10 protein-coding genes are annotated in these 11,598 nt (G+C 38.0%); 8 read left to right on the top strand and 2 right to left on the bottom strand.

What is annotated here, in order from left to right; genetic code table 11:
- Window positions 1-15: 15 nt before the first annotated feature.
- Window positions 16-1,620 (top strand): malate synthase A, encoded by a 1,605-nt coding sequence (gene aceB, locus ACOKFD_RS08085; protein ID WP_422860780.1) that lies wholly within the window; start codon window positions 16-18, stop codon window positions 1,618-1,620.
- Between the two features lie 82 nt (window positions 1,621-1,702).
- Entirely contained in the window at window positions 1,703-2,980 is a 1,278-nt protein-coding gene (gene aceA, locus ACOKFD_RS08080) for an isocitrate lyase (protein ID WP_422860779.1), read from the top strand.
- Between the two features lie 359 nt (window positions 2,981-3,339).
- Here aceA and ACOKFD_RS08075 read toward each other — a convergent pair whose 3' ends face one another.
- Together ACOKFD_RS08075 and ACOKFD_RS08070 are read right to left on the bottom strand one after the other, a co-directional pair.
- Window positions 3,340-4,701: an exonuclease domain-containing protein gene (locus tag ACOKFD_RS08075; protein WP_422860778.1), complete on the bottom strand. Its 1,362-nt coding sequence runs from the start codon at window positions 4,699-4,701 to the stop codon at window positions 3,340-3,342.
- Between the two features lie 56 nt (window positions 4,702-4,757).
- A complete protein-coding gene (locus tag ACOKFD_RS08070) occupies window positions 4,758-4,892 on the bottom strand; it encodes a hypothetical protein (protein WP_298999933.1) in 135 nt (44 codons plus the stop codon).
- Window positions 4,893-5,409: 517 nt separating this feature from the next.
- Here ACOKFD_RS08070 and ACOKFD_RS08065 point away from each other — a divergent pair.
- From ACOKFD_RS08065 to ACOKFD_RS08040, 6 genes are all read left to right on the top strand, one after another.
- Window positions 5,410-6,012 carry an N-acetylmuramoyl-L-alanine amidase gene (locus ACOKFD_RS08065; RefSeq protein ID WP_422860777.1) on the top strand — a complete coding sequence of 201 codons (603 nt, stop codon included), beginning with the start codon at window positions 5,410-5,412 and terminating at the stop codon, window positions 6,010-6,012.
- Window positions 6,009-6,485: a hypothetical protein gene (locus ACOKFD_RS08060; protein WP_422860776.1), complete on the top strand. Its 477-nt coding sequence runs from the start codon at window positions 6,009-6,011 to the stop codon at window positions 6,483-6,485. The genes ACOKFD_RS08065 and ACOKFD_RS08060 overlap by 4 nt, the downstream gene beginning before the upstream one ends.
- A complete protein-coding gene (locus ACOKFD_RS08055) occupies window positions 6,482-6,829 on the top strand; it encodes a hypothetical protein (RefSeq protein WP_422860775.1) in 348 nt (115 codons plus the stop codon). Before ACOKFD_RS08060 ends, ACOKFD_RS08055 begins: the two co-directional genes overlap by 4 nt.
- Window positions 6,830-6,924: 95 nt before the next feature.
- Window positions 6,925-8,145 (top strand): hypothetical protein, encoded by a 1,221-nt coding sequence (locus tag ACOKFD_RS08050; protein WP_422860774.1) that lies wholly within the window; start codon window positions 6,925-6,927, stop codon window positions 8,143-8,145.
- Between the two features lie 98 nt (window positions 8,146-8,243).
- Window positions 8,244-9,785, top strand: coding sequence for a hypothetical protein (locus ACOKFD_RS08045; RefSeq protein ID WP_422860773.1), 1,542 nt, complete (start codon window positions 8,244-8,246; stop codon window positions 9,783-9,785).
- Window positions 9,786-9,801: 16 nt separating this feature from the next.
- A complete protein-coding gene (locus ACOKFD_RS08040; protein ID WP_422860772.1) occupies window positions 9,802-11,304 on the top strand; it encodes a hypothetical protein in 1,503 nt (500 codons plus the stop codon).
- Window positions 11,305-11,598 lie beyond the last annotated feature (294 nt).

The raw sequence follows: 11,598 nt of genomic DNA, 5'->3' as shown, positions 1-11,598 counted from the left end.
CAAAATCAGTTTGTCATGGAAAATATAATCGCATCACCCACCAACCTTCAGTTTTCAAAAGAAGTGACCAATTACTATCCAGAACTACTATTGGATGGAGCCCTGGAATTTGTTATCGAACTACATCAGAAATTCAATAGAGAACGTTTGCAACTGTTGAACAAGCGTTTGAGGCAGCAGGCCAAATTTGATCGCGGAGTTATGCCTTCTTTTCCATTGGAAACTGAGGAAACCCGAAATGCCGATTGGCAGGTGAAGCATATTCCAGCTGACCTATTGGACCGTAGGGTTGAGATTACCGGTCCGGTAGAACGAAAAATGGTCATCAATGCGCTGAACTCTGGAGCTAAAACTTTTATGGCGGATTTTGAGGATAGTAACGCTCCAACTTGGGACAACTGCCTGCAAGGTCAACAGAATCTAATTGATGCCAATACGCGGAAGATATCTTTTTATGATTCAAAGAAAGATAAATCCTATAGATTGAATGATGAGGTGGCTGTTTTGTTGGTAAGGCCTCGGGGGCTTCACTTAAATGAACGTCATGTTTTGATTAATGGAGAAGAAACATCAGGAAGCCTTTTTGACTTTGCGCTTTACGTGTTCCATAATACAAGAACGCTTATGAACAGAGGTTCTGCACCCTATTTCTATTTGCCAAAACTAGAGCACTATTTGGAGGCAAGATGGTGGGATGAAGTTTTCACGTTCTCTGAAGAATATTTAGGTGTACCGGTAGGAACTTTTAAAGCCACTGTTTTGATTGAAACGATTACGGCCAGCTTTCAGTTGGATGAAATTATATATGAATTAAAGAATCATATTGTTGGATTGAACTGTGGACGTTGGGATTATATCTTTTCTTATATCAAGAAATTTAGAAACCATCCCAGTTTTATTCTACCTAACCGAGATCAAGTGACCATGACGGTCCCGTTCATGGATGCCTATTCTCGTTTGGTTATCCAAAGATGTCATAAAAGAGGAATTCATGCCATGGGAGGAATGGCGGCCCAAATTCCAATTAAAAGCGATCCAGTTGCCAATGTAGCCGCTTTAGAGAAGGTGCGATTGGATAAAGAAAGGGAAGTGCTAAATGGACATGACGGTACTTGGGTGGCCCACCCTGGATTGGTTTCCATTGCAATGGACGAGTTTAATAAGCATATGCCCGAGGCCAATCAAATAGATACGGCTTTGAGGGAAACTGATGTTATCCTGGAGTCGGACTTGATTGCCATTCCAAAAGGAACCATTACGGAAATAGGGATTCGTAAAAATATGAATGTTGGTATTCTGTATCTGGAAGCCTGGCTAAGGGGCAACGGTTGTGTCGCGCTATACAATTTAATGGAGGATGCTGCCACTGCCGAAATATCAAGGACCCAGCTATGGCAATGGCGTAAGTTCAATGCTCAACTAGAAGATGGCAGAAAATTCAATGATGCTCTTTATTCAAAACTTTTTGAGGAAGAGAAGGATAAAATTATTCACTTAGTCGGTGAGGCTAATATGGGAAATACCCAATTTGAAAAAGCCTTTGAGCTATTTGATAAGCTGGTCAGAAGTCGGGAATTTGAAGAATTTCTAACCTTAAAGGCCTATCGAGGAATTACATAAATCAGTATATCAACAACTAAAAAAATCCCAAGAATGCGCGAACATTACATGGGATTCATATCAAATTCGAAAAATTAAAATTATGGAAAAAAAAGAAAGGATTCAAGCGTTGTTAACGGATTGGACAATTAATCCCAGATGGAAAGGAGTTGAAAGGCCATACACCGCGGAAGAAGTTATAAAACTACGAGGGTCTTACGAGATAGATTATTCCATTGCCCAAATGGGTGCTGAGAAACTTTGGAACAAACTAAACGGCCAAGATTTTGTGGCAGGTTTAGGTGCACTAACGGGAAATCAGGCCATTCAAGAAGTAGAAGCTGGTCTCGAGGCCATCTATTTGAGTGGATGGCAAGTGGCGGCAGATGCCAACTTGTCCGGAGAAATGTACCCTGACCAATCCCTGTATCCTGCCAATAGTGTTCCTATGGTGGTAAAGCGCATCAATAATGCGTTGCTTCGAGCAGATCAGATTCAGGTAGTAAACGAAACCGAAGACAAGAAAGATTATTTGGTTCCCATTGTTGCTGATGCAGAGGCTGGCTTTGGAGGAAACCTGAACGCTTTTGAATTAATGAAATCCATGATTGAAAGTGGTGCGGCGGGAGTTCATTTTGAAGATCAATTAAGTTCAGCAAAAAAATGTGGACACTTGGGAGGTAAGGTATTGGTACCCACTCAGGAAGCGGTAAATAAGTTAATTGCCGCCCGTTTAGCAGCAGATGTAATGGGAGTTCCCACGGTGATTATCGCACGAACAGACGCCGATGCGGCCAATTTAATCACCAGTGATATTGATGAGAGAGATCATAAATTCATTACAGGAGAGCGTTCGCCAGAAGGATTCTTTTATGTGAAGAATGGATTGGAGCAAGGTATAGATCGAGGTTTGAGCTACGCCCCTTTCGCAGATTTGATTTGGTTGGAGACTTCTACTCCTGATTTGGAGCAAGCGCGAAAGTTTGCAGAAGGTATTCATGCGCAATATCCTGACAAAATGTTGGCCTATAATTGCTCCCCATCCTTTAACTGGGCAGCTAAACTAAGTGTTGAGGAGATGGAAACTTTTAGAGAGGAATTGGCCGAAATGGGCTATAAGTTCCAATTTATTACCCTAGCCGGGTTCCATGCGCTCAATACAAGTATGTTTGAGTTAAGTAAAGCTTATAAGGAAAGGGGCATGGCTGGTTATTCCGAATTACAGGAAAGAGAGTTCGGGTTGCAGGAATTTGGATTTAAAGCCGTGAAACATCAAGGATTTGTGGGTACAGGTTATTTTGACACGGTCCAGAATATTGTTACCTCAGGTACATCTAGCACGGTAGCTATGAAAGGAAGCACAGAAACCGCTCAATTCTGATGCATTCTAATTTAGTTGGTTAGCAAATGCCTCTGTTAAAAGGGGCATTTGTTTTGATTAAACAGAAAAGTTAAAAAAATCATAATTTTTTAACATATCATGTCTTTTTTCTTGTTAATTTAGCGTTAAACAAAGGGATTAAACTTTTTTGTTAATCGTCTTTGTGCTGAACTTTTCTTTTAGAAACAATACGATTTCCCTAGGGATTCTGGTGCAGGGGGCTTTAATTATTTAATCTACGTTATGGATGTCATCGTTCTCTATGTCAGCATTGCAGCTTTAATTGTTGCTGCGTGGATTGTTTTTATGGTAAAAATGTATCGAAGAATAAAAAAGAAAGTATAGCTCCTTTAAACTTTCTACAATTCCAAGCATTCTCTTTTCGACATCATATTTTCCACAATTCGCTGTGTCTCCAGAGTGTTTTTTTGCGGAATTAGAAAAGCTTCAATATCCGTTTTGGAATTGATTTCCAAAGTATCTTCAATAAAGCCGTACCCTCTATATTGTCCATTATCAACAAGTACAAACGCATTTTCGTTTACATGCCTTCCCTTCTCTTTTAGAATTTTAATACCTGCCTTTTCATAGGCTAAATCCTGCAAGGCACTATCTACTTTGGTATTATACGCTTCTATTTCTTCCTCACCTGAACAAATTCCTTCACAAAATGTGCCCTCGAATAGAGAACAGTTCGATTCCGTTAGCTGTAAATGACAGAATTTGGGACATAATTGGTATGCCATACAGATTTGCTTCAGGAACAGCCTGCAGTCCGTTAAGTTATAAAACACCTTTACGGGATGTTGAATGTACTTTAACGTATTAAAAGCTAAATGTTTTATACCCTTTCTGTCTTCATAACAAAAAACCCCGAATTGTTTGATGTTTCTTTTTTGCGCCCGATTGTATAAGGGAAAATGTTTTTTTATTTCTGCAGATTCCATTAAAAGTGCTACTAATTCGCTTCCGGAGAGCTCAAAATCTATATGTGCGGTCTCTCTACACAATCGAATCTCCTTTTCGCTTTTATCATAAAAATGACCGAGGACTCTTTTTTTAAGGTTGATGGCTTTACCTACATAAATGATAGTGCCATTTCTATCCTTAAAATAGTAGATACCTGGTTTTTGAGGAATGGCGTCAATCTCAGATTTATCCAAATGTGGAGGAAGTGTGGCTTCTTGGCTTCGGGCATTTAAAAAGGTTTGAAATACCTTTTCAGAAGTGGGTGTTTGCAATAACTTTTCAAAAAGCAATACTGTAGCGTGGGCATCCCCTCGTGCACGATGCCTGTTCGAAAGCGGTATGTCAATGGATGAGCATAGTTTTCCCAAACTATAAGACGTTAGGCCTGGAATCAGTTTTCGGGATAGGCGGACAGTGCATAATTTTTTACGAATAAAACTTACCCCCAGTTGTCTAAACTCTTCTTTAATGACCCCGTAGTCAAAATTAACAGAGTGGGCAACAAAAACACTGTCTTGGGTAAAATTTAGTACAGTATCCGCTATTTCAGAAAAAAGTGGAGCGTTAGCCACCATTTGATTATCGATGCCAGTAAGACCAGTAATAAAATAGGGTATGGGGCATTGTGGGTTTACCAAAGACGTAAATTCGTCTACAATCCTATAGCCATCATGCTTGAATATGGCAATTTCAGTAATTCGGTTGCCTTTAATGCCGTTTCCCGTAGTCTCTATATCAATTACAGTGTACACCTGACTAAGTTAGCCAGAAATTATCGATACAGGAAAACCAAAAAACTGTGCTACTGCTACAGCAAAGTTTCACGGCCCAGTACAGCCATGATGAAAAACACAGTAATGGAAATGATGAGACAACTTATGGCTGCCACACGATTATCTGAAATGGAAAACTCTTTTTTTGCACGAAGTATTAGAACTTTCATAGGGGTCTGTTTTGTCCCAAATTTGATAAGGCGGCATGATTTCCTTAAAAAGTATCGGTTAAGTCAAAAAATTTGGGCTAAATGGTTTAGGGAAATGTTTTAATCGAAAAAAGGCGTTTTTTAACCATTTTTCTTAACCGAAAAAGAGTTGTTTGGTCGAGCAAAGGAGTGAATTAACCGGAGGTTGAAGGGGTTGTGTTTATTCTTATCTCAGTGTTTAGGAGCCTTTTTATTCTACGTTTACTATTTGATATGGTTATTTAGTTCAAATCAATTCACAAAAAACGCAATTATATATCCAAAGAAACCATCCATACACTGAAAAGGGGCATTCCTCAAAGATGGGCCCCGTAATTTAGTTACAATTTTTACTTTCACGGTGTTTGCTGCTACTACATCCGCAACCTCTCAAAAGCAGCTATACTAACCTTATTCAATCATAGGTTGAACGTATAACCTTAAAGTAAGATTTTAAGTCATAATATGATCGTTTTGGCTTAAACTGAAAACAAACCATATGTTGATACTTCTAGACAATGGACATGGGGGAATAATTAAAGGTGTTTACCAAACTCCAGGAAAAAGAAGCCCCATTTGGAAAGATGGATCTCAATTGTTCGAAGGTGAATTCAACCGTGCTATAGTGAACCGAATTGTTGAGGCTTTGACAGGTTTAGGCATCAGCTATGTGAACATCGCACCGGAATATCATGATGTAAGCTTGGAAACAAGAGTAGAAAGAGCAAATCATTATGCCAATATGCCAAGTTTTTATTTGAGCGTCCATTCAAATGCAGGAGGAGGGTGTGGTTTTGAGGTATTCACATCACCAGGCGATGATAGGAGCGATAAGATAGCCGAAATCTTTGGAATTGAATATCAGAATGTTTTTCCTGATAAAATGCTTAGAGCGGATTACACAGACCAGGATTTGGATAAAGAGCAAAGGTTTTATGTTCTTACTCATACGAAGATGCCATCAATTTTAACAGAAAGTTTTTTCATGGACAATAAAGAAGAGTGCAAATCTATTTTAATGACCCGTGAAGGAAGGGATAAGATAGCACAATACCATTTGAATGCCATTTTGAAGGTTAAACAGCAAATATTTAAGTCATGATAGAACAAAAAATAAAATTCTCAACCATTTTTTCCCTGATTGGTATTTGTGTCTTTCTTTTAAACTGTACTTCTACAAAAGTGGCTTCCTACGACAAGTATTCCTACGAAAGAGCGGTTGATTTGAAAACAAAGATGATTCGGATTATGGATAAAGCTACTGAGCCATACACCCTTCATAAAAATAGGGCAGAGGGTCTTCTAGTTGAAATAAGGGAAATGGCACAGTATGAAGGGGGCAAGGCAAATAACGAAACTTCATCCAAAATGTGGGAAATGCTAGGAGATGAAAGCAAACCTTTTGTTGGCGGATTTATAAATAGATGGAAAGAGAAAGGCCAGTTTTCGCCACTATTTGTGGAGGAGGCCAAGCTTCAAGCCTTGGAGGCAATGAATCTTTTAATAGACTTTGAACTCAAAAAAGATGCACAAACCAAAAACAGCTTACAAACACTAATTCTAGAAAGTCAATGATTAAAAAGCCAATAGACATAACGGAGGGATTAAATGAAGTGAAAACAGTGCTCTTTGACATTTTTGGGAAAGAGTATTTGGATTTTAAAGAGGAAACAAAAAAAGACATAGAAAGTTTCATTCAAGCATCCAAACATAAGCTTGAAAGATGGACGACCCTTTTATCGAAAAAACAAATCACTTTGGATGAGTATGAGTGGTTGGTTAAAAGTCAGAAAGAGCTTTTTGTCTTTAAAGAACTTGAAAAAGCGGGTGTTTCAAAAATGAGGATAAGTCAACTAAGAAAGAATACAATCAAGGCCGTCCTGGATATTGGTAAGAATTTAGTAAAGAGGAATATATGAACAGTTAAGGACAATCAATTTCAGAAAAAAAGATTAAAACATAGATACAATTTCCATCCCAAAAGTATACCCTTAAAACAAAATCAAGCTGTCCCATGAAATCAATAATCTACTTACCTGGTGTTTTAGGAAAAAAGCATAGTGATTCTGCAAAAGAATACGCGCAGCGATATCTGTATTCTATGGATAGAATGAACCATGATAGGTTCAAAAAATACTATTTGGAAGAGGAAGATTTTCATTTTGGTCTTGGTGGAACCTTTACCACCTCCGTCACATCCATTTTTGAATACAACTCAAAAAACAAGGAAGAGGCGGTTGAGGTCTGTAAAATCTATGAATGCTCCTATGATGAAAATTTTACCAAAAAGTTTGAAAAAAAGAACGCTATCCAAAAACTAGGACTTGTTCTAATTATACTTTTTTCAAAGGCTGGAGCACTGATAAAGGCACTTTTTTTAAAAAACACCTTTAGTGGAAAAAAGAAGTTGGAGATTCTATATTTCCTGTTTTTCTTGTTGTTGATTTCCATCTTTGCTCTGATATCGTTTCCTGCGGTACTTACTTCTATTACCGATATACTAATTAATGCTCTGCCCAAGGATTCCGAATTGCTCAAAACAATACACCAAAAAATTGCTCCAGGAGTCATTGTTTCCCATTGGATAACAGCGGGCATTGCTATAATGACAGCGGTATTTCCCAAGTTTAAGAATACCATTTCCAGAAAAGCCACCTATTTTCTGTGCATGGACTCTTACTTGACTATGGGAAACAATAAATTGGAGTTGACCGGTAAAGTTGAGAGCTTAGTTGAAGCAGTTTTGGAGGAAGATAACCCTGATTCTCTTGAATTGCATAGTTACGGCTTTGGAGGGATTGTTCTTATTGATTCCATATTTCCTTATGGGAATATCCCAAATTATCGCATGGCGAATGAAATAAAGAGAGTGGTGACCATAAGATGTCCTTATGATTTCATCTCTACGTACTATCCTGATTACTTTAAAAATCGCGGAACCTTTCAGGATATCGCACTCGAAAGTTGGTACAATATATATTCTGATACTGATATTCTATCATCAAATTATGATATCTCCAATTCCAATGGCAAAAACTTCTTCAATATAGCAGAATTGGGTATCCCAATTAAAAACTTGCCCTACAACCTCACAAATACTAAAAATCTAGGTTTTTGGAAGTACTTAAAAGTGTTGAGTTTTAAAACACATCAAACCTATTGGGGAGAAGGTGCGATAACGGCCAATTGTCTTTATCTGATTATGGAACGTGCATTGCCGGCCGAAACCACATGAACCCCAAGAACAACATAACTTTTGTTTCATCTAACTGATTTGATAATATATAACGAGTCCAAAGCCATAGGATAAAACTTAACAATAAAAACACAAAAATGGATAAAGAAGTACTACCAGAGGTTTTAATGAATTCTGTTTTGGGAAAACTCTATGACGTTTTGACCAACGGGGATGATATTGTCCCAAAATCCAATGATAATTATTTGGCTTGGCTGCCTGTAGGAATGCCTTATCCAAAGGAAGAGCTGGAATTTTTATCCACAGGGTTTACCGGCATTTATAGAGAACCGCAATCCCAACGAACAAGATCTCGACAAGGTGAAGATTCTTCTCCGGAACCAAGGGAAAAAACGGCAGAAGAAATAAATCAGCTACTAGCTCAAGATGTAACCCGAAAATACATGCAAGCCGAGAATCTATCAAGATTATGTGACATGATTCCAGATACAAGTGGGGTAAAGGGGAAGGTAACTATGAATAAATGGGAACAGGAAAACAGTCTTAGTTTGGCATATCAACATATATTAAAATTTAGTCAAGTTGCAAACTTTGAGCCTGATGAAAAAACCAAGAAAAAAATTGAACGTTTACGTGGACTGCTTCAAGAAAAAAAAATAAAAAAGAACCTTGTTACAGAAGAAGAGGAGGAAGTGTTGGAAGAAACTGCTTTGGTGAAAAAGTATAATGAAAAACTACAGAGTTATCTTAACGTAGCCTTAGAGTACAATAACCATAGAGTAAATGCACTTGCAGGGAAAGACCCTGCTGCGGTCCATTTTTGGGCAATGAATGCCAGTATCCTTAGAAGTAAGGTAATGGCCGCTAAAAATGATTGGATTACAAACGGATATAAAGAAGAGTATGACCAAATTGCAGCCTACATAGCCCAAGTAGAAGGTAGAAGCATGCTTACCCTAAAACAACAATATTTAGATAATCTGGATAAGGCAAGACTTACAGGGCCTTCCTCGGGTTCAGATTTCTTTTACACATCCTTGTTGCCGGGAGGTTTTGCAGAAACTGATAATGGTTGGACAGAATTCAGTTTTGGTAAAAGTGATTACGCTTCAAACTATAAATTCGATTCCAAAAAAGGCGGTGGAGGCGGTTCTTTATCCATAGGTGCACTACGTATTGGGGGACGTGGAAGTCGTGAGAAACGAAAAACTTCCAAAACAATAGATGTTTCCACATTCAAACTGCGATTCAAAATATGTCAAGTGCCAATTAGTAGACCATGGTTTAATATTAACTTTTTGACCAGTAAATATTGGAGGTTTGATCAAAACAATACGGAGTTCAAAGATAATATGGTTTCTGATGGTGCTTCTCCACCAGAAGGTATGATACCTGCATTTACGACTACTGCAATTTTTGTAAAAGACCTTCATTTACACTTTGGTGAGCGCAATACCCAGATTAAAGCAGAAATGGACAAAGCAGGTGGAGGAGGAAGCATTTCTTGGGGCCCATTTCATGCAGGAGGGCATTATGAAACTCATAAACAGCAACGGAATATGCAATCCCAAAGCGAATCGCAAGGAATCAAAATAAAGGGAATGCAACTGATTGGCTTTAAGTGCCATGTCCTTAAAAAATCCCCAGACCCAAAAGCAAATATTCCAGAGTGGGTTTAATTTCCAGAAGTATTAAATGTTCCAATTAGCTACCATATTCGAGAAAATCAAAGAAGATTTTTTTGAGAACCAAATCAAAAATGAGGATAGGGAGAAATACGGACTTATTTTTTCTCCCTTTTCCACTGGGTTCACCTATGACGATTTCTTGTTCCTAGACTCAAATTCCGCATTTGAAAATGCGCAAAAATATATGGATGAGCTTTTGGAGTTTTCACAGATTGCCAACACCATTCCCAAGGAAAAGAATTATTGGGCAATATCGGACCAACAAGACTATTTGTTCTTTCCATATGGAAATATAGTCCAGACCCTTAAATTGATTGATGTTGATACGTTGGAAATTACAATGTTGTATGGTCATCCCATTTTTGAAAAAGCGCTGAGGGCAATTGGCGGAAAGTCTCAAGATACTTATAGAATGTATCACTTGAAATGGACGGAACTCACTGAGACAAGGGAAGTTCTTTTGCAAAAACGAGACAATCAAAATCAACAAGAAATAGAGGTGTATCTAGAAGATAATCTGAAAAAATTGGAGCAAATAGAAACGGATTGGAAATTAAATGGAAATAAAGAGCAGATAGAAATAAAGGTTTTGGAGATTGTTAAGGATGAGTTCAAAAGATTCCTGAACAAATTGGTAAAGACCAAAGGGCAATTAGAAACTTTGGTTCGTACACATGCTGGATCAGGTTCTGACTTTTTTCTGACTTCATGTAAGCCGAACAACCTATATAAAGGAGATGAATTGACATGGAAAAAAATCACACTTAGCAAGGTAGAAATACATGATTTGTTGGGGAAAATGAAGACCGAAACATATGATGACATTGTTGATTCCCAAGAACTTTCAGATTTGGCTGTAGAATCCATCAGTTTTGAGTTGCTCTTTGCAAGCATAACCAGAGCGTGGTTTGATGAAACCCTCTTGGAATCACCTTTCTGGGATATAAACATCTTGAACAAAGAAGATATCGCTATCCCTAGATTTACCAGTAAGCTCATTTTTATCAGAAATGTTGAATTCGAAGCCCCAACAGCATTTAGTTTAAATAAAGAGTTGGTAAAAGGCGAGGCAAACAAATCCGCTGGCCCATTTATCATTAACTCGGATAGTCTAAATAAAAAAGGTAGGTTCAGGCTTCACTCGGTGAATAAAGCACTTAATTTGGATAGGCACACCGTCTTGGATGTTGGGGCAAAACTCAACCGAAAAAAAAAGTCCGGAAGAGCAAAACCGTTGGTCAATGAAAAACGGAAACAATTTGTAGCATTGGCTGGAAGGGTAAAATCACGAAGAGGTGTACAGCGTTCGAGAAATCCTTCGGTCAGAAAAGCGATACGAACCAGAACTGTGCCTTCCACCGCGACAAGAATAACTTCAATTCCTAAGACAAGAACTGCCAAAACAACTTCTCAAAAAAAAGCTGAACGGGAATCTTTTCAACTTATTGGGATTGTCTCTAAAGAGCTGGAAGCTTTTCCAACCCCAATTAAAAATGCTGATTATGTATGAAAATGGCATAATTAGTAGGAACATTCAGGAATAGTACCTCGTTTATAAGAACTGGCAAGAAACTCTTTTAATCTAGTGGAGATTCAATATTAAAATACCTATGTACTACGTAATTATAATCATTGGTATTTGTCAGAAAAGAATAATCATCTAATTTTAAAGAAACCAGTTGCTGGATGTCTTCCCCTAAAAACTCTTTCCTCAACTTGTGAATGTTTTTGGGGGTTGGATAGTAATCAGGTTTTCAGTAATCAACCAGCTAATGCCGGTAAGAAGAAGGACTATTGGAAATGG

The organism is Flagellimonas ulvae (genome assembly GCF_049333175.1).
In the GTDB taxonomy this organism is placed as follows: Bacteria; Bacteroidota; Bacteroidia; order Flavobacteriales; family Flavobacteriaceae; genus Flagellimonas.
The sequence above is the reverse complement of the archived record's forward strand: the minus strand, read 5'-3'. Positions and strand labels throughout refer to the sequence as shown.

Excerpts from the sequence above, each read along its gene's own strand:
- aceB (WP_422860780.1), top strand. The coding sequence starts at position 16 with ATGGAAAATATAATCGCATCACCCACCAACCTTCAGTTTTCAAAAGAA.
- aceA (WP_422860779.1), top strand. The coding sequence starts at position 1,703 with ATGGAAAAAAAAGAAAGGATTCAAGCGTTGTTAACGGATTGGACAATT.
- ACOKFD_RS08070 (WP_298999933.1), bottom strand. The coding sequence starts at position 4,892 with ATGAAAGTTCTAATACTTCGTGCAAAAAAAGAGTTTTCCATTTCAGAT.
- ACOKFD_RS08065 (WP_422860777.1), top strand. The coding sequence starts at position 5,410 with ATGTTGATACTTCTAGACAATGGACATGGGGGAATAATTAAAGGTGTT.
- ACOKFD_RS08060 (WP_422860776.1), top strand. The coding sequence starts at position 6,009 with ATGATAGAACAAAAAATAAAATTCTCAACCATTTTTTCCCTGATTGGT.
- ACOKFD_RS08055 (WP_422860775.1), top strand. The coding sequence starts at position 6,482 with ATGATTAAAAAGCCAATAGACATAACGGAGGGATTAAATGAAGTGAAA.
- ACOKFD_RS08050 (WP_422860774.1), top strand. The coding sequence starts at position 6,925 with ATGAAATCAATAATCTACTTACCTGGTGTTTTAGGAAAAAAGCATAGT.
- ACOKFD_RS08045 (WP_422860773.1), top strand. The coding sequence starts at position 8,244 with ATGGATAAAGAAGTACTACCAGAGGTTTTAATGAATTCTGTTTTGGGA.
- ACOKFD_RS08040 (WP_422860772.1), top strand. The coding sequence starts at position 9,802 with ATGTTCCAATTAGCTACCATATTCGAGAAAATCAAAGAAGATTTTTTT.